This window comes from Streptomyces sp. NPDC029138 (assembly GCF_055564375.1).
The window spans coordinates 37,684-59,755 of record NZ_JBVHWM010000033.1 but is presented as its reverse complement, the minus strand read 5'-3'; the positions used below and the strand labels follow the sequence as shown (position 1 = coordinate 59,755).

Annotated in this window: 14 protein-coding genes, 1 tRNA gene and 1 pseudogene; 1 reads left to right on the top strand and 15 read right to left on the bottom strand. The window is 72.4% G+C overall.

Translation table 11 applies throughout. The features are described from left to right. Positions 1-68: 68 nt before the first annotated feature. The 12 genes from ACZ4WH_RS24380 to bldG all read right to left on the bottom strand — a co-directional run bounded on the left by ACZ4WH_RS24380 (position 69) and on the right by bldG (position 18,176). Positions 69-962, bottom strand: a complete 894-nt coding sequence (locus ACZ4WH_RS24380; RefSeq protein WP_468183863.1) for a glycosyltransferase family 2 protein — start codon at positions 960-962, stop codon at positions 69-71. 241 nt (positions 963-1,203) lie between these two features. Next, positions 1,204-1,280, bottom strand: a tRNA-Thr gene (locus ACZ4WH_RS24375). Between the two features lie 108 nt (positions 1,281-1,388). Then, positions 1,389-3,002, bottom strand: a complete 1,614-nt coding sequence (locus tag ACZ4WH_RS24370) for an alpha/beta hydrolase (RefSeq protein ID WP_468183860.1) — start codon at positions 3,000-3,002, stop codon at positions 1,389-1,391. A gap of 299 nt (positions 3,003-3,301) precedes the next feature. Next, the gene (locus tag ACZ4WH_RS24365; protein ID WP_468183857.1) at positions 3,302-4,507 is read right to left on the bottom strand and encodes a DNA polymerase III subunit delta'; all 1,206 of its coding nucleotides are present in this window, start codon (positions 4,505-4,507) and stop codon (positions 3,302-3,304) included. A 146-nt stretch (positions 4,508-4,653) separates the two neighbouring features. Next, positions 4,654-8,070, bottom strand: coding sequence for a dTMP kinase (gene tmk / locus ACZ4WH_RS24360; protein ID WP_468183854.1), 3,417 nt, complete (start codon positions 8,068-8,070; stop codon positions 4,654-4,656). Positions 8,071-8,196: 126 nt separating this feature from the next. After that, positions 8,197-11,052 (bottom strand): type I DNA topoisomerase, encoded by a 2,856-nt coding sequence (topA, locus tag ACZ4WH_RS24355; protein WP_468183851.1) that lies wholly within the window; start codon positions 11,050-11,052, stop codon positions 8,197-8,199. Between the two features lie 258 nt (positions 11,053-11,310). Next, entirely contained in the window at positions 11,311-11,508 is a 198-nt protein-coding gene (locus ACZ4WH_RS24350) for a hypothetical protein (protein ID WP_468183849.1), read from the bottom strand. A 388-nt stretch (positions 11,509-11,896) separates the two neighbouring features. Further along, a complete protein-coding gene (locus ACZ4WH_RS24345; RefSeq protein ID WP_468183846.1) occupies positions 11,897-13,417 on the bottom strand; it encodes a DUF7059 domain-containing protein in 1,521 nt (506 codons plus the stop codon). A gap of 193 nt (positions 13,418-13,610) precedes the next feature. Next, positions 13,611-14,222, bottom strand: coding sequence for a small secreted protein (locus ACZ4WH_RS24340; RefSeq protein ID WP_468183844.1), 612 nt, complete (start codon positions 14,220-14,222; stop codon positions 13,611-13,613). 216 nt (positions 14,223-14,438) lie between these two features. Further along, positions 14,439-16,841, bottom strand: a complete 2,403-nt coding sequence (locus ACZ4WH_RS24335) for a sodium-translocating pyrophosphatase (RefSeq protein ID WP_468183841.1) — start codon at positions 16,839-16,841, stop codon at positions 14,439-14,441. Between the two features lie 377 nt (positions 16,842-17,218). Next, positions 17,219-17,653 carry an ATP-binding protein gene (locus tag ACZ4WH_RS24330; RefSeq protein ID WP_468183838.1) on the bottom strand — a complete coding sequence of 145 codons (435 nt, stop codon included), beginning with the start codon at positions 17,651-17,653 and terminating at the stop codon, positions 17,219-17,221. A 181-nt stretch (positions 17,654-17,834) separates the two neighbouring features. Then, positions 17,835-18,176, bottom strand: a complete 342-nt coding sequence (bldG, locus tag ACZ4WH_RS24325) for an anti-sigma factor antagonist BldG (protein ID WP_014674042.1) — start codon at positions 18,174-18,176, stop codon at positions 17,835-17,837. Between the two features lie 80 nt (positions 18,177-18,256). On the opposite strand from bldG, the gene ACZ4WH_RS24320 reads away from it, so the two are divergent. Continuing rightward, the gene (locus ACZ4WH_RS24320; protein WP_468183835.1) at positions 18,257-20,737 is read left to right on the top strand and encodes a DEAD/DEAH box helicase; all 2,481 of its coding nucleotides are present in this window, start codon (positions 18,257-18,259) and stop codon (positions 20,735-20,737) included. A 313-nt stretch (positions 20,738-21,050) separates the two neighbouring features. On the opposite strand, the pseudogene ACZ4WH_RS24315 reads toward ACZ4WH_RS24320, so the two are convergent. From ACZ4WH_RS24315 to ACZ4WH_RS24305, 3 genes and pseudogenes are all read right to left on the bottom strand, one after another. Next, a pseudogene (locus tag ACZ4WH_RS24315) lies at positions 21,051-21,437 on the bottom strand (Rv3654c family TadE-like protein); the annotation flags it as partial. Continuing rightward, entirely contained in the window at positions 21,434-21,772 is a 339-nt protein-coding gene (locus ACZ4WH_RS24310; protein ID WP_468183832.1) for a TadE family type IV pilus minor pilin, read from the bottom strand. The pseudogene ACZ4WH_RS24315 and the gene ACZ4WH_RS24310, both read right to left, overlap by 4 nt. A gap of 22 nt (positions 21,773-21,794) precedes the next feature. Beyond that, positions 21,795-21,995 carry a DUF4244 domain-containing protein gene (locus ACZ4WH_RS24305; protein ID WP_468183829.1) on the bottom strand — a complete coding sequence of 67 codons (201 nt, stop codon included), beginning with the start codon at positions 21,993-21,995 and terminating at the stop codon, positions 21,795-21,797. Positions 21,996-22,072 lie beyond the last annotated feature (77 nt).

The window sequence follows — 22,072 nt, the reverse complement described above, 5'->3', positions numbered from 1 at the left end:
GGGACGACAAGGGCCCCGGCCGTCGGAGGTGAACGACCGGGGCCCCCGTCCCGTTTCTTTGCCCAGGCTCAGATCACCGGCGGGCGTCCCAGCCGGGTCAGCCGCCACACCGTCCGCCAGCGCATCGGCCGCCGCTCACCGGCCGGCTCCCGCAGCCCTTCCGCGAACCCGCCGAACCAGGCCTTGAGCCCGGCCGGGGAACGGGTGCGGGCGAGGGTGAGGAGCGTCCACACCCCGAGGTGCACCGGGACGAGCGGCAGCGGCAGCCGGCGCCGGACGAGCCAGACGCGGTTGCGGGCGTTGACCCGGTAGTAGATGGCGTGCCGGGCCGGTGAGGTCTTGGGGTGCTGGAGGAGCAGTTCGGGGGCGTACAGGATCTTCCAGCCGGCGTCGGCGGCCCGCCAGGCCAGGTCGGTCTCCTCGTGGGCGAAGAAGAACTGGGCGGGCCAGTCCCCGGTCTCGGCCAGCATCGCCATGCGCAGGGCGTGCCCGCCGCCGAGGAACCCGGTGACGTAGCCGCCGCGCAGCGGATCGGACGTGCCGATCCTCGGCACATGCCGCTGCTGGGTCTCGCCCCGCTCGTCGGCGATGCGGAAGCCGACGATGCCGAGGCGGGGGTCGGCGGCGTACAGGTCGCGCACGCGGCGCAGCACGTCGGGATCGACGAGCAGCCCGTCGTCGTCCAGTTCCACGACGACGTCGACGTCCCCGAACTCCCGCAGCCGGGCCAGGGCGACGTTCCGGCCGCCCGGGCAGCCCAGGTTCTCCTCGACGTCGATGGTGGTGACCTCGCCGGGCAGGTCCAGCCGGCGGGCGAACTCGGGCAGCCGGCAGCCGTTGCCGACGATCACGATGCGGGCGGGGGCGAGATCCTGTTTGGCCACGGACTGAAGCAGGGCGTCGACCTCGGCGGGCCGGTTGCCCATGGTCACCACGGCGACGGCGATCCTCGGCTCCACCACGTCCCTCACCCCATCCGGCCGACGACGGCACCGCGCCCCGACCGCGCGCTGCCCGCCGTTCACCAAGATGTTGCCTCAGGTCCGCGGGTTCACCAGACTCCGATTCACTTTGCCGCGTCTTTGATCCGGTTTTGTCGCCACATTCCCCTCCGCGACCCTTCTACCGACTCGCCATGCACCAGACTCCCTGCCGCCACACGACAAAACCCCAGGTCGGCTGATGCCTGACCTGGGGTTCCAGTGGAGCCGCTTTCGGGATTCGAACCCGAGACCTACGCATTACGAGTGCGTTGCTCTGGCCATCTGAGCTAAAGCGGCGTGCTGCCCGCACCCATGGTGCGATCGGCAACGTCGGTAAGTCTACACAGTTTCCCGGGGTGCTTCGTACCCACCCCGGAGCGGGTGGTCCGGGGTGGGCGGCGGGTGCTACGAGCAGCGCTTTCCGGAGGTCGGCGGGGTGCCACGGAGCAGGTAGGTGTCAATCGCCGTGTCGATGCAGGCGCTGCCCCGGCCGTACGCGGTGTGGCCGTCGCCGTCGTAGGTCAGCAGGCGGGCCGAGGAGAGCTGGGCGGCCAGGGACCTGGCCCAGCGGTAGGGCGTCGCCGGGTCGCGGACCGTGCCGACCACCACGATCGGCGCCGCCCCCTTCGCCTCGACGCGGTGCGGCTCACCCGTCGCCCGCACCGGCCAGTAGGCGCAGTTCAGCGAGGCCCAGGCCAGACCCGGACCGAAGACCGGGGACGCCTTCTCGAACTCGGGCAGCGCCTTCTCGACGTCCTCGGGGCTGGAGAAGGCCGGCGGCAGGTCCAGGCAGTTCACGGCGGCGTTGGCCATCATCAGATTGCTGTAGTGGCCGTTCGCGTCCCGCTCGTAGTAGCTGTCGGCGAGGGACAGCAGGCCCGCGCCGTCGTTCTCCCGCATCGCCGAGGTCAGCGCCTCGCGCAGCTGCTCCCAGGACGCCTCGTCGTACATGGACGCGATCACCCCGGTCGTGGCCAGCGACTCCCCCAGCTTGCGGCCGTCCGCGTCGCCCGCCGGGATGGGGTGGGCGTCCAGCTTGCGGAAGAACGCCTGTAGATCGGCACCGACCTGCGCGGGCGTCGCGCCCCTCCCGCCGAGCGGGCAGTCGGAGTGGCGAACGCAGTCCTTCGCGAACGCCTGGAACGCCGTTTCGAAGCCCGCCGTCTGGTCCAGGTTCAGCCTGCGGGCGTCCAGGGTCGGGTCCATCGCACCGTCCAGGACCATCCGGCCGACCCGCCCGGGGAACAGGCCGGCGTACGTCGCCCCGAGGAACGTGCCGTACGACGCCCCGACGTAGTTCAGTTTCCGGTCCCCGAGCACCGCCCGCAGGATGTCCATGTCGCGTGCCGCCTCGACGGTGGAGACGTGCCGCAGCAGCCGCGCCGAGCGGGCGCCGCAGCTCTCCGCGAACTTCCGGTCCGCCGCGACCAGCGCGTCCCGTTCCCGCTGGTCGTCGGGGGTCAGGTCCGTCTGCGTGTACGTGTCCATCTGCCGTCCGTCGAGGCATTCGACGGGCTCGCTGCGGGCGACGCCCCGCGGGTCCACCGCGACCATGTCGTAGCGGGCGCGGACCTGGGCCGGGTAGCCGATGCCGGCGTACTGCTGGAGGTACCCGACCGCCGAACCCCCCGGGCCACCCGGGTTGACCAGCAGCGAGCCGAGCGGCTTGGCCTTGCCGGTGGCCTTCTTGCGGGCGACGGCGAGCCGCACAGTGCCCGCGTCGGGTTTGGCGTAGTCCAGGGGGGCCTTCATCGTCGCGCACTGGAATCCGGGCACACCGCAGTCGTGCCAGCGCAGCCGTTGGCTGTAGTACGGCGTCAGCGCCGACGGCGTCGAACGCGGCAGCGCGGCCAGCGCCGCCTCCACCGTCCCGCCCGCCGGTGATGTGGTCGAGCTCCCGGAGGAACAGGCGGACAGGAGCAGTGCGGCGGCCGTGAGGAGGGTGGCCGTGAGGCGGACCGTCGTCCGGGTGCGGGTGCCCCGGGCCCGGCGGGTGCGGGGGGATGGCCTGGTGTGCATCCGGCGAGCCTAACCGTGTGCGAAGGGATGTGTGCGTTGCGTGGGATTTGTGGCTCTTACGAGGGACATGGTGGCCTCCTTCCCTGCCGGCCGGTCCCGACGCGCTTCCCAGCCGGCCAGTCCCGACGTCCTTCTCTGCCGGCCGGTCACGACGCCCTTCCCAGCCGGCCAGTCCCGACGTCCTTCCCTGCTGGCCGGTCACGACGCCCTTCCCAGCCCCCAGTCCCGACGTCGTTCTCCCTGCCGGCCGGTCGCGGCCGCCTTCCGTGCTCAGCCCGGGGCCCTGACGGCTTACGGCCTCAGCCCGCCCGCAGCGCCATCGTCATCGCCTCCACCGCCAGCAGCGGAGCCACATTGCGGTCCAGGGCCTCCCGGCACGCGGCGATCGCCTCGATGCGGCGGAGCGTGGACTCCGGGGCGCTGGCCCGGGCCAGCCGCTCCAGGGCGTCCTCGGCGTCGGCGTTGGCGAGCGCCACGCGCGTGCCGAGCTGGAGGGCGAGGACGTCGCGGTAGAAGGCGGTGAGGTCGCCGAGGGCGATGTCCAGGCTGTCGCGCTGCGTACGGGTTCTGCGGCGCTTCTGCATGTCCTCCAGTTCCTTCATCACCCCCGCCGTACCGCGCGGCATCCGGCCGCCCTGGGCCGCGCCGAGCGCCGCCTTCAGCTCCTCGGCCTCCTTGCCGTCCATCTCCTCGGCGAGCTGCTTGGCGTCCTCGGCCGCCGCGTCGACCAGCTCCTGGGCGGCCCTCAGACAGGCGCCGACCTGATCCAGCCGCAGCGGGAGCTTCAGCACGGCGGCGCGGCGCTCGCGGGCCGCCGGGTCGGTGGCCAGGCGGCGGGCCCGGTCGACATGGCCCTGGGTCGCGCGGGCGACGGACGCGGCGACCTCGGGCTCGATGCCGTCGCGCCGCATGAGCATGTCGGCGACCGCCTCGACGGACGGCGTGCGCAGGTTCAGGTGGCGGCAGCGGGAGCGGATGGTCGGCAGGACGTCCTCGATGGAGGGCGCGCACAGCAGCCAGACCGTGCGCGGGGCGGGCTCCTCCACCGCCTTGAGGACGGCGTTGGCCGACTTCTCGTTCAGCCGCTCGGCGTCCTCGACCAGGATGATCTGCCAGCGGCCGTTCGCCGGGGAGGTGAACGACTTGCGGACCGTGTCCCGCATGTCCTTGACCAGGATCTCGGAGCCGACCGCTGCGACCGTCGTGACATCCGCGTGGGTGCCGAGCAGCGCGGTGTGGCAGCCGTCGCAGAAGCCGCAGCCGGGGGCGCCGCCGAGCGCGCGGTCGGGGCTCACGCACTGAAGGGCGGCGGCGAAGGCCCTGGCCGCCTGGTTCCGGCCCGCGCCGGGCGGGCCCGTGAAGAGCCAGGCGTGGGTCATCTTCGACGTCTCGGGCAGCGGCTGGCCCGCCGCGGCGGCCGTGACGAGGGCGTCGGCGTCCCGCGCGGCGGCGTCGAGCACCGCGCTCACCTTCTCCTGCCCGACGAGGTCGTCCCACACGGTCATGGGTCACGCCGCCCTTCCGTCACACTGCGCGTTCCGGGATCCATTGTGCGGGTGGGCACTGACAACGCGGGCGAGCGGAGGTACGGCGGGGCGGCGAAGGTACGGCGGGGGGCCGGCGAAGGTGCGGCGGACCGACCGCACCGCCGTCAGCCGCGTCGGCCCCGGCCACGGCCCTTGCGGCCCTGCTCCTCCCCGTCGCGCCCCTGGTCGCCGTGCTCGCCCCCGTCGTACGACCCCAGCAGTTCGTCGGCCAGCGTCGGCAGGTCGTCCAGCGGGGTCTCCTCGGCCCAGTCGGGGCGCGGGCGGCGGCGGGGCGTGCCGTCGGCGTCGATCTGGGGCATCTCCCGCGTGCGTGCGTCGGAGCCGTCGGGGCCCGCGGCGGGCCGCTCGTCCCGGAAGAAGCCGGGCGGCACCCGGTCGGACGGGGCGTCGTCCCGTACGGGCGGCAGCACGGCGGTCTCGTCGGCCGCACCCGGAGCCACCGACGGCAGCTCGGCCGTCTCGTCGGCGGACACCGGCGGCAGCACGGCCGTCTCGTCCGCCGCGCCCGGCGGCACCTGCGGCAGCACCGCGGTCTCGTCCGCCGCCCCGGAGGGCGCCGGCGGCTGCGGCAGCTCGGCGGTCACCTCGGCGTCCGGGGAGGCGCCGCGGGCCTCGCCGGCCGAGCCGCCGCGCTGCTCGCGCACCGGCCGCAGCACCGTCGTCTCGTCCATGCCCCGGGTGTCGGCCGCCCGGGAATCCGCACCGCGCGCGTCCGCGCCCCAAGCGTCCGCAGGACGCCCGTCCGGGTCCGCACTCCAAGCGTCCGCACGACGCCCGTCCCCGTCCGGTGACACCACCGGCGTGGGGACCGTGGCCGCGTCGGGGACCACGCCCAGGGCCGTCGGCAGAGGCGCGCTGGGCCTGCGGGCCGCCGCGTCGGCCGCCGCCGCGGCCTCGGCGGCCTGCCGGCGGGCCTCCTCCGCCCGCAGCAGCGCCTCCTCGGCCTTGCGCTGTGCCTCCAGGCGCCGGGCCTCCTCCTCGGCGCGGAGCCGGGCCTGCCGGGCCTCTTCCTCGGCGCGCAGCCGGGCCTCCTCCTCGGCCTGCCGGCGGCGCCGCTCCTCCTCGGCCCTGCGGCGGGCCTCCTCCTCGGCGCGTGCCTTCTCCTCGGCGAGCAGCCGCTGCCGCTCCTCCTCCGCGCGCCGACGGGCTTCCTCGGCCCGCTGCCGGGCCTCCTCCGCCTGCCGTTCGGCCTCGCGCCGCTGCGCCTCCTCCAGCTCGCGCCGCTTGCGCTCCTCCTCCTCGGCGCGCAGCTTGGCCAGCTGCTCCTGGCGCTCGCGCTCCAGGCGCTCCTCCTCGGCCTTGCGGGCGGCCTCTTCCTCGGCCTTGCGGCGGGCTTCCTCCTCGGCCTTCCTGCGCGCCTCCTCCTGGGCCTTGATCTCGGCCTCGGACAGCGGCAGCACGGTGTCCAGCCGGTGCCGGATCACGGTGGTGACGGCCTCGGGCTCCTGCCCGGCGTCCACGACCAGGTAGCGGCCCGGGTCGGAGGCGGCCAGCGTGAGGAAACCGGCCCGCACGCGCGCGTGGAACTCCGCCGGCTCCGACTCCAGCCGGTCCGGTGCCTCGGTGAACCGCTCGCGGGCGGTCTCCGGGGAGACGTCCAGCAGGACGGTGAGGTGCGGGACGAGTCCGTTGGTGGCCCAGCGGTTGATGCGGGCGATCTCGGTCGGGGACAGATCGCGGCCGGCGCCCTGGTAGGCGACGGAGGAGTCGATGTAGCGGTCGGTGATCACCACCGCGCCGCGCTCCAGGGCGGGGCGCACGACCGTGTCGACGTGCTCGGCGCGGTCGGCGGCGTACAGCAGCGCCTCCGCGCGGTGCGACAGACCCGCCGAGGACACGTCCAGCAGGATCGAGCGCAGCCGCTTGCCCACCGGGGTGGCGCCGGGCTCGCGGGTGAGCACGACCTCGTGGCCCTTGGCGCGGATCCACTCGGCGAGGGCCTCGGCCTGCGTGGACTTGCCGGCGCCGTCACCACCCTCCAGCGCGATGAAGAAGCCGCTGGCCGCCGGGGCGGTGACCGGGTCGTCGCCGCCCAGCAGGGCGTCCCTGAGGTCTTGCCGCAGCGGCACGCCGGAGCGGTCGTCGACCTTGGCGAGCACCAGCGCGGCCACCGGCAGCAGCAGCGCGCCGACCAGCATCAGCGTGAACGCCGCGCCGCCGTGCGCGAAGACGAACTTGCCGTTCTCCAGGCGGTGCGGGCCGACGAGCGCCGCGAACACGGGTGCGATCAGGGCGCCGAGCGCTATGAAGACGCGGACCACGGCGTGCAGGTGCTCGGTGGTGCGCGCCCTGCGGTGGTCCTCGGTCTCCTGGTCGAGCAGGGTGTGCCCGGTGTTGGCGGCCACGCCCGCGCCGACGCCGGCCAGCGTGACGATCAGCAGGACCGTGGTGACGTCCGGGACCAGCCCGGCGGCCAGCAGCGCGATGCCGGTGACGGCGATGGCCAGGGCCAGCAGGCGACGGCGGGAGAGCGAGGGCAGCAGCGCGGGGGCGGTGCGGATGCCGACGGCGACACCGCCGGTCAGGCCCAGCACCAGCAGGCCGTACAGCACCGGGCCGCCGCCCAGGTCCTTGGCGTGCAGCACGCACACGGAGACGGCCGCCGCGATGGCCCCGGCGACCCCGGCGCAGGCCGGGACGAGCAGCGGGATGGCCCCCGTACGGCCCTTGTCGACGCCGGTGGCGGTGCGCGGGCGGCGCAGGCCCTCCAGCGGGGACCGCGCACGCGGGGTGCGCGTGTCGGGCAGCTCCAGATAGGTCAGCACGGACAGGGAGGCGGCGAACAGGCCCGCCGCCACATACGACCCGAGGGCCGCCTGGTGCTGGTCGAACCAGGCCACGCCGGTGCCCAGCAGGTTGTTCAGCAGCGCGGCGACGACCAGGGCGGCGGCGGCCAGCGGGACCGCCAGGAAGGTCGTCCGCACCGACAGACGGCGCAGGGCGTCCAGGTGGTCCGGCAGCGGCCGTACCGTCGCGCCCTCCGGTGGCGGGCCCGGCAGCAGGGCCGGGGCCGCGCTCTCCCGGCACACGGTCCACAGCCGCTCGGCGACGCCGGTGACGAAGGCGGTGACCAGCAGGACGGCCAGCGCGTTGTCCGGCGTCCAGTCGATCCACAGGGGCGCGACGATCAGCAGCGCGGCGCGCAGGCCGTCGGCGCCGACCATGGTCCAGCGGCGGTCGAGCGGGCCCTCCTGAGCGGTGAGCGAGGACAGCGGGCCGAGGAGGACGGCGCCGAAGAGCAGCGCGGCGAGGACGCGTGCGGCGAAGACCGTCGCCACTGCGAACGCCACGCCTCGGTAGCCACCGCCGAAGGCCCCCTCGGCGATCGCCGCCTGAAGGACCAGGAGGACCAGGACGAGGAGGGACAGGGTGTCGCCGACACCGCTCACCAGCTGCGCGCTCCACAGGCGCCGCAGCGGCGGTCGGCGCAGCAGGGAACGGACGGCGCGCTCGCGGGAGTCCGCGACCAGGGCGTCGTCCGGTGCTGTCGTGTGGGCCGTCGGCTGCTCGGCTCGCGTCATGCGTGCAGCCTATCCGCAGCCACTGACACCACACCTCGCGTGTCCGGACGTACGCGCGCCCCGGCACCGAAGGGTGCCGGGGCGTTCGTTTCGCGAATCGGGCCAGTGGCCGCCGTCCGACGGGTGTCAGTCCTCCGTGCCGGAAGCCGTCGCCTTGGAAGCCGTCGCCTTCTTCGCGGTGGTCTTCTTGGCGGTCGTCTTCTTCGCGGCGGCCGTCGTCTTCTTCGCGGCCGTCTTCTTGGCGGCGGTCTTCTTCGCCGGTGCGGTCTTCTTGGCCGCCGCCTTCTTCGCGGTCTTCTTGGCGGGGGCCTTCGCGCGCTTCTCGGCGAGCAGCTCGAAACCACGCTCAGGAGTGATCGTTTCGACGCTGTCGCCCGAGCGGAGGGTCGCGTTGGTCTCGCCGTCGGTGACGTACGGGCCGAAGCGGCCGTCCTTGACCACGACCGGCTTGCCGGAGACCGGGTCCTCGCCCAGCTCCTTCAGCGGCGGCTTGGCGGCCGCCCGGCCACGCTGCTTGGGCTGGGCGTAGATCGCCTGCGCCTCCTCCAGCGTGATCGTGAAGATCTGGTCCTCGGACTGCAACGAACGCGAGTCCGTGCCCTTCTTCAGGTACGGGCCGTAGCGGCCGTTCTGCGCGGTGATCTCCTGGCCGTCCGTGTCGGTGCCGACGACGCGCGGCAGCGACATCAGCTTCAGCGCGTCCTCGAGCGTCACCGTGTCGAGTGACATCGACTTGAAGAGCGAGGCCGTGCGCGGCTTGACCGCGTTCTTGCCGGTCTTCGGGGTGCCCTCGGGGAGGACCTCCGTGACGTACGGGCCGTAGCGGCCGGCCTTGGCGACGATCGTGTGGCCGGTGGCCGGGTCGGTGCCCAGCTCGAAGTCGCCGCTGGGCTTGGCCAGCAGCTCCTCGGCCAGCTCGACGGTCAGCTCGTCCGGCGCCAGGTCGTCCGGGATGTCGGCGCGCTGGTGCTGCTCGGTGTCCTTCTCGCCGCGCTCGATGTACGGGCCGTAGCGGCCGACGCGGAGCACGATGTCGTTGCCCACGGGGAACGACGACACCTCGCGCGCGTCGATCGCGCCCAGGTCGGTCACCAGCTCCTTGAGGCCGCCGAGGTGGTCGCCGTCGCCGTTGCCGGCGTCGGCCGCGCTGCCGGGGCCCCCCACGGCGGAGCCGCTGTCGGACTGGGTCTCGCCGAAGTAGAACCGCTTCAGCCACGGCACGGCCTTGGCCTCGCCCGCCGCGATGCGGTCGAGGTCGTCCTCCATCTTGGCCGTGAAGTCGTAGTCGACGAGCCGCCCGAAGTGCTTCTCCAGGAGGTTCACCACGGCGAACGACAGGAACGACGGCACCAGGGCCGTGCCCTTCTTGAAGACGTAGCCGCGGTCGAGGATCGTGCCGATGATCGACGCGTACGTCGACGGGCGGCCGATCTCGCGCTCTTCCAGCTCCTTGACCAGGGAGGCCTCGGTGTAGCGGGCCGGGGGCTTGGTGGCGTGGCCGTCGACCGTGATCTCCTCGGCGGACAGCGCGTCGCCCTCGGCGACCTGCGGCAGCCGGCGCTCGCGGTCGTCCAGCTCGGCGTTCGGGTCGTCGGCACCCTCGACGTAGGCCTTCAGGAAGCCGTGGAAGGTGATCGTCTTGCCGGAGGCGCTGAACTCGACGTCCCGCCCGTCGGCGGCGGTGCCGCCGATCTTCACGGTCACGCTGTTGCCGGTCGCGTCCTTCATCTGGGAGGCGACGGTCCGCTTCCAGATCAGCTCGTACAGCTTGAACTGGTCGCCGGTCAGGCCGGTCTCCGCCGGCGTGCGGAAACGATCACCCGACGGACGGATCGCCTCGTGCGCCTCCTGCGCGTTCTTGACCTTGGCGGCGTAGGTGCGCGGCTGAGGCGGCAGGTAGTCGGCGCCGTACAGCTGCGTGACCTGGGCGCGGGCGGCGGTGACCGCCGTCTCGCTCAGCGTCGTGGAGTCCGTACGCATGTACGTGATGTAGCCGTTCTCGTACAGCTTCTGGGCGATCTGCATGGTCGCCTTCGCGCCGAAGCCGAGCTTGCGGCTGGCCTCCTGCTGAAGCGTCGTCGTACGGAACGGGGCGTACGGCGAGCGGCGGTACGGCTTGGACTCGACGGACCGCACGGAGAAGCGGGTGTTCTCCAGGGCGGCGGCGAGGGCGCGGGCGGTCGCCTCGTCGAGGTGGAGGGTGTTCGCGCTCTTGAGCTGTCCCAGGGAGTCGAAGTCGCGGCCCTGCGCGACTCGCCGGCCGTCGACGGTCTGGAGGCGGGCGACCAGCGACGACGGGTCCGACGGATCCCCCGCGCGGCCGGTCGCGAAGGTGCCCGTCAGGTCCCAGTACTCAGCAGAACGAAAAGCGATGCGCTCGCGTTCCCGCTCCACGACGAGTCGTGTGGCGACGGACTGCACGCGGCCGGCCGACAGCCGGGGCATGACCTTCTTCCACAGCACCGGGGAGACCTCGTAGCCGTAGAGACGGTCGAGGATGCGGCGGGTCTCCTGGGCGTCGACCAGCTTCTGGTTGAGCTGGCGCGGGTTGGCGACGGCCTCGCGGATCGCGTCCTTGGTGATCTCGTGGAACACCATGCGCTTGACCGGGATCTTCGGCTTCAGGACCTCCTGGAGGTGCCAGGCGATCGCCTCGCCCTCCCGGTCCTCGTCAGTGGCGAGGAACAGCTCGTCGGAGTCCTTCAGGAGGTCCTTGAGCTTCTTGACCTGGGCTTTCTTGTCCGCGTTGATCACATAGATCGGCTGGAAGTCATGGTCGACGTCCACACCGAGGCGACGGACCTCGCCGGTGTACTTCTCGGGCACCTCGGCGGCACCGTTGGGAAGGTCGCGGATGTGCCCGACGCTCGCCTCGACGATGTAGCCGGGGCCGAGGTAGCCCTTGATCGTCTTCGCCTTGGCAGGCGACTCGACGATGACGAGTCGGCGACCGCCCTGTGCGGTCTCGCTGGTCGGGGACAACTTCGCTCTTCTCTCCGGTCGACGCTGGGGGCCTCCCCAGGCCTTGGTCCCGGGGTCGCGGCGTACTGATGGCTCGTGTGACGCTGCGGAGTGTGACGCTACATCCCGCCCCCGTGTCAAACGGGAAAAGCCCACAACGGCCACTCGAACGGTAACCCGACTACCGCCGTTCCTGCCGCCCGGACTGCCCGGTCACCCCCCTGACCCTGTCCGGAGCGTGACGCTCCCCTCACCCGCCGAACAGGGCGGGTACCCGTCTCAGACCCGGGTCAGGCAGTACACAGCGAGGGTCAGCGCGACCGTCCCGGCGACGCTCGCGACGGCGGCGGATGCGACCCGACTCACACCGACGGCCACCGGTTCCCGGCGCCGGAGACGGGCCCCGGTCCACACCAGCAGACCGGCCCCGAACAGGGCGAACACCACTCCCGCGAAGATCGCCGGTCCGCTCTCCATCGCCTGAGCGCCCCTTCCCTGCCGTCGGCTCTGCCCAGCGCCGGGAGAGTGGCACGCGCGGGAGGCGGGCGGGCGACATCGGGGTGAACGAGAGGTCGCGACGATCTCGAACGTACACTCGAATACAGAGGCCTCGAATCTGGCGCTCATATTTTTCCGGCCGTTTTTCGGAAACGGGTCGGCGCCGCCCGCGATCGGCAACCTCGCCGGGCCTGTGCCCCCGGCATACGACGATGCGCGCGCCACACGCAGGAGATGATCCGACCGCGCCTACGACGGCACGGGCACCCGGCCTACGGCACCTGCCCGGCACCGCTCCTCACCGGAACGCCCACCCGGCGCTCCGGCACGGCTCCTCACCCGGCGCTCCCGCCCTTCGCGCCCCCGCTCAGCCCGCCGGCTCCAGGAAGCCCTGCTCCACCAGCAGCCGGATCTGCGCGGGCGTGCGGTCGCGGAGCACCACCGGGTCCTCGCCGACGAGCTGCGCGATGGCGTCCAGGATGCGGCCCGCGCTCAGCGTGCCGTCGCACACCCCCGCGAACCCGGCACCCACGGTGTCCACCTTCGTCGCCCGGCGCATCCCCCGGTGCTGGCGCAGCACCACATGCTCCGGATCCTCGGCGCCCGGCAGCCCGACCTGCTCCTGGACCACCTCGGCGACGAGCCTGAAGCGGCTGTCCAGCAGCGCCGCGTCGTCGTGCTCCCGGAGATAGTCGAGCCGCTCGAAGTGCGCCCGGATCGTCTCCCCGAGCGGCTGTTCGACCGGGTGCGGCCACTCCTCCACGGTGACGACGGGCTCGGCGGACCCCGTCCTGCGCAGGGTGATCCAGCCGAAGCCGACCGCCCTGACCTTGCGCGCCTCGAACTCGTCGAGCCAGGCGTCGTACCGCGCCTGGTACTCCGCCGGGTCCCCACGGTGGTCACCGGCGTCCCTCAGCCACAGCTCGGCGTACTGCGTGACGTCCTGCACCTCGCGCTGCACGATCCAGGCATCGCACCCGCGCGGCACCCACGACCTGAGTCTGTCCTGCCAGTCCTCCCCTGCCACGTGCTGCCAGTTCGCGAGGAACTGCGCGAACCCGCCCTCGTTCAGCCGTTCCCCCGCCTGCTGAACGAGCGAGCGGCACAGATCGTCCCCGCCCATGCCACCGTCCCGGTAGGTCAGCCGGGCGCGCGGGGAGATCACGAACGGCGGGTTGGACACGATCAGGTCGAACGTCTCGTCGTCCTGCACCGGCTCGAACAGCGACCCCTCGCGCAGGTCGGCGGCGGGCGCGCCGGAGAGCGCCAGCGTGAGCGCCGTGATGTGCAGCGCGCGCGGGTTGAGGTCGGTCGCCGTCACGCGCGTGGCGTGCTGCGTGGCGTGCAGCGCCTGGATGCCGGACCCGGTGCCGAGGTCCAGGGCGGAGGCGACGGGGGTGCGGACGGTGATGCCGGCGAGGGTCGTGGAGGCGCCGCCGACGCCCAGGACTACGCCCTCGTCACGCTGCCCGATGCCGCCGGCGCCGCCGACCGCGCAGCCGAGGTCGGAGACGATGAACCAGTCCTCGCCGCCGGGACCGCCGTACGGCCGTACGTCCACGGTGGCGGCCACCTCGTCACCGCCCACGCGCCTGAGCCAGCCGGCCTCCAGCGCCTCCTCAACCGGCAGAACGTCCGCCACGCGCGCGTGGGGCACCGGTTGCTGGAGCAGGAACAGCCGTACGAGCGTCTCCAGCGGCGTGTCGCCACGGGTCGCCCGGAGAGCGGGCACGGTCTCGCTGCGGGCCAGTGCCGCGTACGCGGCGGCGCCGAGCAGGTCGAGCAGCCCGTCGGCGGTGAAGGAGGCGGCCAGCAGCGCGTCCCTCAGGCGCGCGGCGATGTCGGGCCGGTCGGAAGCGGGCAGGGGGGCGAGTCCGGAGTCAGTCACGCCCCCATTGTGGCCCGCGGGGGCCGCCCGCGGCCGACTCGCGGCGACTGCCCGAGGCCGGCTCGCGACGGCTGCCCTAGGCGATTCGCGACGGCTGCCCTGAGCCGGCTTCGCTCGACCGTTCGCCGACGTGAGCGGGTTGTTGCCGACGTCAGCCGACCGTGGCCGACCTCAGCCGGCCGTCGCGGAGTCGTCAGCCGGTCGTCGCCGGTGCCGTCGGCTGTGCCGACCCGGACGGTGTGACCTTGCAACTGGGCTGCTTGGCCATCGCCTCCTTGACGTCGCCCTTCTCCAGCCGCTTCAGCGCCTCCGTGCCGCTGTCGCTCTGCTTGCCGACCTCCTTGGTCTGTAGGGCGACCTCCTTCAGGCCCTTGGCGAACTTGCCCTGGTCCTTGGTGTCGAGCCCGTCGACCCTCTTCTTCAGGCCGGCGTACGACGTGGAGAGGCCGGCGAGGTTCTTGGCCGCGTCCTGCTGGAGCTTGGCGCCACCGTCGATCCCGGGGGGCGCTCCGGCGCCGTCGAGGGCGTCGGCGAGCGCCTTGTAGCCCTCGGCCATGTCCTGGAAGGCCTCCGCGTACGTCTTCTGGGCGTCCTTGGGCGGGAGGTTGGTGTCCGTGGCGATGGCCGCGATCGATGCGTTGGCCGACCTGATCTTCGCGTCCTGCGCGGGCACCGCGTCGCACACCGTCTTGGCCCAGGACACCAGCTTGGGGTCGGGCCCCTTGTCACCGCTGCTGCTGCACCCGGACACCGCCACCACCAGTACCGCACCGCCGGACAGTGCGGCCGCGAGCTTCTTGTTCACCGGATTGGTCCCTTCCATGGCTCTCGGCCCCCGGAATCTACACGGCGGACGCACTCCCTCCCCTTGTCCGGTGAGGTATAAGTCAGCTTTTGTGATCTTTCGCACCATGGGAGAGAAGGCTCACGACGTCGGCGAGCCCACGGACGACAAGCGGGCGGGCGGCGCGTCGGTACGCGCCTCCCGCCCGTCCGTTGAGCAGGGCCTTCTTGCCGCGATCTACGAAACCACCGCGGCGTCCGGCGGGTTGGCGACCCGCCCGGCGCTGTCGTCGTCACCGACGGCGATCCCGCGCCGCTTGGAGATGTACACGGCCACGACGATCACCAGCAGCGCGAGGATCGCGATCCCGATCCGCACCCCGAGGTTCTTGTCGTCGCCGTAGGAAAACTTGATCACCGCCGGTGCGATGAGCAGCGAGACCAGGTTCATGACCTTCAGCAGCGGGTTGATCGCGGGTCCGGCGGTGTCCTTGAACGGGTCGCCGACCGTGTCCCCGATCACCGTGGCCGCGTGGGCCTCGCTGCCCTTGCCGCCGTGGTGGCCGTCCTCCACCAGCTTCTTGGCGTTGTCCCAGGCGCCGCCTGAGTTGGCGAGGAACACCGCCATCAGCGTGCCCGCGCCGATCGCGCCGGCGAGGTAGGAGCCGAGCGCGCCGACACCGAGCGTGAACCCGATGAAGATCGGCGCCATGACGGCGAGCAGACCGGGCGTGGCCAGCTCCCGCAGGGCGTCCTTGGTGCAGATGTCGACGACCTTGCCGTACTCGGGTTTCTCGCTGAAGTCCATGATCCCGGGCTTCTCACGGAACTGCCGCCGCACCTCGAACACCACCGAACCCGCCGACCGCGACACCGCGTTGATGGCCAGTCCGGAGAAGAGGAAGACGACCGCGGCGCCCGCGATGAGGCCGACGAGGTTGTTGGGCTGCGAGATGTCCATGGACAGGCTGAGCGGCGAGCCCGGCCCGGTGAGCTTCGCGCCGACGTCCTGCACGTTGGTGGTGATCGCGTCGCGGTACGACCCGAACAGCGCCGACGCGGCGAGGACGGCGGTGGCGATGGCGATGCCCTTGGTGATGGCCTTCGTGGTGTTGCCGACCGCGTCCAGGTTGGTGAGCACCTGGGCACCCGCGCCTTGGACGTCGCCGGACATCTCGGCGATGCCCTGCGCGTTGTCGGAGACCGGCCCGAACGTGTCCATGGCGACGATCACGCCGACCGTGGTGAGCAGGCCGGTGCCGGCCAGCGCCACCGCGAACAGCGCCAGCATGATCGACGTACCGCCGAGCAGGAACGCGCCGTACACGCCGAGCCCGATGAGCAGCGCGGTGTAGACGGCGGACTCCAGGCCCACCGAGATGCCGGAGAGGACGACGGTGGCCGGGCCGGTGAGGGAGGTCTTGCCGATGTCCCGCACCGGACGGCGGTTGGTCTCGGTGAAGTAGCCGGTCAGTTGCTGGATGACGGCGGCGAGCAGGATGCCGATGGCCACCGCGACCAGCGCGAGGATGCGCGGGTCGCCGTCCTTGCCCTTGATCGCCGCGTCGGTGACGCCGTCGAGTGCGGAGTACTTCGACGGCAGATAGACGACGACCGCGATCGCGACCAGCGCCAGCGAGATCACCGCGGAGATGAAGAAGCCGCGGTTGATCGCGCTCATGCCGCTGCGATCGGCGCGGCGCGGGGCGACCGCGAAGATGCCGATCATGGCAGTGAGCACACCGATGGCGGGCACCAGCAGCGGGAACGCCAGCCCGGAGTCGCCGAAGGCGGCCTTGCCGAGGATCAGCGCGGCCACCAGGGTCACGGCGTACGACTCGAACAGGTCGGCCGCCATGCCCGCACAGTCGCCGACGTTGTCGCCCACGTTGTCGGCGATGGTCGCGGCATTGCGCGGGTCGTCCTCCGGAATGCCCTGTTCGACCTTGCCGACCAGGTCGGCGCCGACGTCGGCGGCCTTGGTGAAGATGCCGCCGCCCACTCGCATGAACATCGCGATCAGGGCGGCGCCGAGGCCGAAGCCCTCCAGCACCTTCGGAGCGTCGGCGGCGTACACCAGCACCACACAGGAGGCGCCCAGCAGGCCGAGCCCCACCGTGAACATGCCGACGACGCCGCCCGTGCGAAATGCGATCTTCATCGCGGTGTGCGAGACGGTGGTGAGATCCTTTTCCGGTTCGCCTTCCGCCGGGGTGGCTTCCCGGGCCGCCGCGGCGACCCGCACATTGCTGCGTACGGCGAGCCACATGCCGATATAGCCGGTGGCCGCCGAGAACGCCGCTCCGATCAGGAAGAACACCGAGCGGCCGGCCCGCTGATTCCAGTCGTCCGCGGGCAGCAGCATGAGCAGGAAGAAGACGACGACGGCGAATACGCCGAGCGTGCGCAACTGCCGGGCGAGATACGCCTTGGCACCTTCCTGGACCGCCTCGGCGATCCGCTGCATGCTCTCGGTGCCCTCGCCGGCCGCCAGCACCTGGCGCACCAGGATGCCCGCGACCACCAGCGCGGCCAGGGCGACCGCCGCGATGACGGCCACGAGGATCCGGTTGTCGTCGGTCAGGACCGCGGCTGCGAGGGATGTGGGGTGACCCAACTGAGTGGTAGAAAGCCCCGCCATTCGTCCTCCTTGACGCTTGGGCTGAGCTCAAGATGTGGACGGATTGTAGGTACCGCCGAGTGATCTAAACAGGGGACGGTAAACGGAATTGGCCTGCATGTACATACAGCAAACCCGAACGACGTAATGCCCCAAAGCCATTGTCGGCCACCTGGGCGCTTGATCAAATTATCACGGTTTTGATCGTGAATTCGTTCACGAATTCCGCAGTGGCCGGAAAACACGACAGGGGCCCTGCTCGGCAGGGCCCCTGTGCGCTTGGTGGACGGTTGTGACGGTACGGCCGGTCGAGTGAGACGAGGCGGGTACGGCCGGTCGGGTGAGACCGGCAGGCTGGTGTGAAAAACCAGGCTGGTCCGAGACCAGGCGAGTGAAGGTCAGGCGAGTGCGACGGCCGGCGGCGTGGTCGGCCAGGTCATGCGAATCAGGCCGCCGTTCTGCCCGGTGGTGACCTCCACGTCGTCGACGAGGCCGCTGATGACCGCGAGGCCCATCTCGTCCTCCTCGACCTCCGGCTCGGCGTCCCGCCCGGCGCCGGGCGTGTCGCCGCCCGGCGTGGCGTGCGGTGCCTCGTCGCCGACCTCGATGGAGAACTGTTTCTCCTCTTCGATCAGCGCCACCTTCACCGGTGCCGTGACGCCGCTGCTCTGGTGCAGTCCGACAGCGCGGGAGCAGGCCTCGCCCACGGCGAGCCGCACCTCGTCCAGGACGGCCTCGTCCACTCCGGCCCTGCGCGCCACCGCTGCCGCCACCAGCCGGGCGGTCCTGACGTGCTCGGGCAGCGCGCTGAAGCGGAGTTCGACGGTGGCCATGCATCCCCCTCGCGACTACGGGCGTGCGGTCGGAGGCGGGGCCGCCGAGCGCCCGCACCTCCTGGGTACGTCTGTCCCCCGGCCGTCGCGTGCGCGGCGGCCCAGGACGGGACCGGCCGGCGTCCGGGCCCCCGGCGGGAGCCCGGCGCCGGCGACCGGTCCGGGATCGGTCGGTTGTCGATCAGTCGGTGGCCGCCACCGCTTCCTCGACCGTGGTGTGGATCGGGAACACCTTGGTGAGGCCGGTGATGCGGAAGATCTTGAGAATGCGCTCCTGGTTGCAGACCAGACGCAGCGAGCCCTCGTGGGCGCGAACCCTCTTCAGGCCGCCGACCAGGACACCGAGCCCGGTGGAGTCGAGGAAGTCCACGCCTTCCATGTCCACGACGAGGTGGAAATTCCCGTCGTTCACCAGCTCGACCAGCTGCTCGCGCAGCTTGGGCGCGGTATATACGTCGATTTCGCCACCGACCTCGACGACCGTACGATCGCCGACGGTACGGGTCGACAGGGACAGGTCCACGGATCCTCCAGCACCTTGCTATCGAGCGGTCGTCCCTCGGGCACCACGCTTGCGGCCCCCGGGACGTTTCGCCAGCCGCGATGGCATTCAATCACTTACCGGCAGGCGTGCACGACGCCTTGGCTCCATTGTCCGTCACGCCAGTGACACACTCGGTGCCGATGGCCAAGAATCACCGATCCGATCGACCCCAGGCTCACCCGGCCTCCCGCCCGTCTCCGGGGACGCTCCTGGACCGGCTCGCCTCCGGGCCGAGCCGGGCTGCGCGCATCACTCATACGGAGCACTTGCCCCCGCGCGCGGGCCGCCATGCCGTCTGGCCTGACCGGATTCGGTCCGAGGTGATCGCGGCCGTCCAGGCGTGCGGCATCGAGCACCCCTGGGCGCACCAGGCGCTGGCCGCCGAGCACGCCCTGGACGGCGACTCGGTGGTGGTCGCCACCGGCACCGCCTCCGGCAAGTCCCTCGCCTACCTGGTGCCCGTGCTGTCCACCCTCGTGGACGGCGCCGAGGCCCCGAACGGCCGCGGCGCCACCGCCCTCTACCTGTCCCCCACCAAGGCGCTCGCGGCGGACCAGTGCCGGGCGGTGAAGGAACTTTCACAACCTCTCGGCACTTCGGTACGGCCGGCCGTGTACGACGGCGACACCCCGTTCGAGGAACGCGAGTGGATCCGCCAGTACGCCAACTACGTCCTGACCAACCCGGACATGCTGCACCGCGGGATACTCCCCTCCCACCCGCGCTGGTCCTCCTTCCTGAAGTCGCTCAAGTACGTCGTCATCGACGAGTGCCACACCTACCGGGGCGTCTTCGGCTCGCACGTCGCCCAGGTGCTGCGCCGGCTACGCCGCCTGTGCGCCCGCTACGGCTCCTCTCCCGTCTTTCTGCTGGCCTCGGCGACCGCCGCCGAGCCCGCGGTCGCCGCCCGCCGGCTGACCGGCCTGCCGGTCGTGGAGGTCGCCGACGACGCCTCCCCGCGCGGTGAACTGGTCTTCGCCCTCTGGGAGCCCCCGCTCACCGAACTACAGGGCGAGAAGGGCGCACCCGTACGGCGTACCGCCACCGCCGAGACCGCCGACCTGCTGACCGACCTCACCGTCCAGGGCGTGCGCTCGGTCGCCTTCGTACGCTCCCGGCGCGGCGCCGAGCTGATCTCGGTGATCGCCCAGGAGCGACTCGCCGAGGTCGACCGCTCCCTGGCCCGGCGTGTCGCGGCCTACCGCGGCGGCTACCTCCCCGAGGAGCGCCGCGCCCTGGAACGCGCCCTGCACTCCGGGGAACTCCTCGGCCTCGCCGCCACGACGGCCCTGGAGCTGGGCGTGGACGTCTCCGGACTGGACGCGGTGGTGATCGCCGGCTACCCGGGCACGCGCGCCTCCCTGTGGCAACAGGCGGGCCGCGCGGGCCGCTCCGGCCAGGGCGCCCTCGCGGTCCTCGTCGCCCGCGACGACCCGCTGGACACCTTCCTCGTCCATCACCCCGAGGCCCTGTTCGACCAACCGGTGGAATCCACGGTCCTCGACCCCGACAACCCCTACGTCCTCGCCCCGCACCTGTGCGCCGCCGCCGCGGAGCTGCCGCTGACCGAGGAGGACCTGGACCTCTTCGGCCCCGCCTGCGCGGACGTGCTGCCGCAACTGGAGGCCGCGAAGCTGCTCCGCCGGCGCACCAAGGCCTGGCACTGGACCCGCCGGGAGCGGGCCGCCGACCTCACCGACATCCGCGGCGCCGGCGGCCGGCCGGTGCAGGTCGTCGAGGCCGGCACGGGCCGTCTGCTCGGCACGGTCGACGCGGGCGCCGCGCACTCCACCGTCCACGAGGGCGCCGTCCACCTGCACCAGGGCCGCACCTACCTGGTGCGCTCGCTGGACCTGGAGGACTCCGTCGCCCTGGTCGAGCAGGCCGACCCGCCGTACTCGACGGTCGCCCGCGACACCACGGCCATCTCCATCCTGGAGACGGACACCGAGATCCCGTGGGGCGCGGGCCGCCTGTGCTACGGCTCGGTGGAGGTCACCAACCAGGTGGTCTCCTACCTCCGCAGGCGCCTCATCACCGGCGAAGTGCTGGGCGAGACGAAACTCGACCTCCCTCCTCGTACGCTGCGCACCCGTGCGGTGTGGTGGACGGTCACCGAGGACCAGCTGGACGAGGCCCGGATCACCCCGGAGATCCTCGGCGGCTCCCTGCACGCCGCCGAACACGCCTCCATCGGCATGCTGCCCCTCTTCGCCACGTGCGACCGCTGGGACATCGGCGGCGTGTCCGTGCCCCTGCACCCCGACACCCTCCTCCCCACGGTCTTCGTCTACGACGGCCACCCCGGCGGCGCGGGATTCGCCGAGCGCGCCTTCCACACCGCCCGCGCCTGGCTCGCCGCCACCCGCGAGGCCATCGCCTCCTGCGAGTGCGAGGCCGGCTGCCCGTCCTGCATCCAGTCCCCCAAGTGCGGCAACGGCAACGACCCGCTGCACAAGAGGGGCGCGGTACGACTCCTCACGGTGCTGCTGCGGGGGGCGCCGGAGGGGGCGGGTGAGGGGGAGTCGGGGGGCGCGTAGGCGACGGGGCGAGGAGGGGGCTGCCGGGGGAGTCGGAGTCGGAGGCCGATGGTGTGACCTGGGAGCCGCCCGGCACGGCGAGCGGCAGGGCTCAGGACCCGCTCGGCACGGCCGACGGTATGACCTGGGAGCTGCCCGGTACGGCAAGCGGCGCGGCCTCGGAGCCGGCCGGGACGCCAGGCGGTAGGGCCTGGGACCCGCTCGGCACGGCAGACGGCACGGGCTGGGAGCGGGCAGGGACGTCAGGCGGAACACTCGGGGACTCATCCGACCCGCCAGGCGGAACAACCGGGGACCCGTCCGACCCGCCGGGCGGTACCGGACCTGCCGGTCCCGCTCTCGCCCTGACCTCCGCCTTGAACGGCCCCCTCCCCGCGGCCGCCGTCACGTCGGACGTGTCGCCCACGATCGCGCACCGCACCAGCCGTACCCCCTGGGCCGCCGCCAGCCGTTCGGCCCGAGCGCAGGCCGCCGTGCCGCCCTCGGCCCAGTGATCCGCCGCCGCGAGCGCGGCCAGGTCGGCGCCGCCGGCCGCCCTGTGCCGTACGACGACGGCCTGCCCGAGAGCGAGCACGGCACCGAAAACGACGCACAGCACGGCGATCGCCCCCAGGCTCCAGACGGTGGCCGATCCCCGGTCCGAGTCCGACGCCCGCTCCGGCTCCGCACGCCCGCCGGCCAGTCCACCGTGGCGCCTCATGGCCCCGGCTCCCTCGGTCCCACCGTGTCCTCGGCGAGGGCCACGGCCTCCTCTCGGACCTCGAACGGCAACCCGCTCAGCACCGGCGGCTTGGCCATCACCGTCACCCGGACCCGGTCGCCCTCGCGTGCGACGCTCACCCGCGCTCCCCTCGGCGCCGCTTCCCTGGTCACCGTCACCACCGCCTCGGCCGGGTCCTGCCGGGCGGCGGCCCGGGCGCCCGCGCGGGCCGCGTCCACGCACTCGATCTGCGCCGCCACCACGAGCAGCCCCCAGACCAGTGCCATCGTGAACGCCACCAGCACGGACAGCACCACGGCCGCCTCCGCGGTCACGAACCCGCGGTCCCCGCCTCGCTCACATCCGCGCACTGAGGGCCCTCTTCACGATGGCCTGCAACTCCGCCTGGACCTGGCCGCTGGTCACGACCTTGTAGAGCAGCAACGCGAACCCGACGGCCGCGATGATCCCCATGGCGTACTCGGACGTCACCATTCCGGCATCCTGACGGCAAGCCCCGCGCACCCGGACCGCCGCCTTCCTGATCTTCTCGAACATCTCAACCCCCGTGAGGCTCTGGTCTCTTGTCGCTCGTGTCGTTCGTTGTCAGTTGCTGTCGGTTGTTGTCGTCGGTC

Coding starts and splice junctions, on each gene's coding strand:
- ACZ4WH_RS24365 (WP_468183857.1), bottom strand. CDS start 4,507: ATGACCGTGTGGGACGACCTCGTCGGGCAGGAGAAGGTGAGCGCGGTG.
- ACZ4WH_RS24320 (WP_468183835.1), top strand. CDS start 18,257: ATGGCATTCAATCACTTACCGGCAGGCGTGCACGACGCCTTGGCTCCA.
- ACZ4WH_RS24370 (WP_468183860.1), bottom strand. CDS start 3,002: ATGCACACCAGGCCATCCCCCCGCACCCGCCGGGCCCGGGGCACCCGC.
- tmk (WP_468183854.1), bottom strand. CDS start 8,070: ATGACGCGAGCCGAGCAGCCGACGGCCCACACGACAGCACCGGACGAC.
- ACZ4WH_RS24350 (WP_468183849.1), bottom strand. CDS start 11,508: ATGGAGAGCGGACCGGCGATCTTCGCGGGAGTGGTGTTCGCCCTGTTC.
- ACZ4WH_RS24330 (WP_468183838.1), bottom strand. CDS start 17,653: ATGGCCACCGTCGAACTCCGCTTCAGCGCGCTGCCCGAGCACGTCAGG.
- ACZ4WH_RS24335 (WP_468183841.1), bottom strand. CDS start 16,841: ATGGCGGGGCTTTCTACCACTCAGTTGGGTCACCCCACATCCCTCGCA.
- ACZ4WH_RS24305 (WP_468183829.1), bottom strand. CDS start 21,995: ATGTTCGAGAAGATCAGGAAGGCGGCGGTCCGGGTGCGCGGGGCTTGC.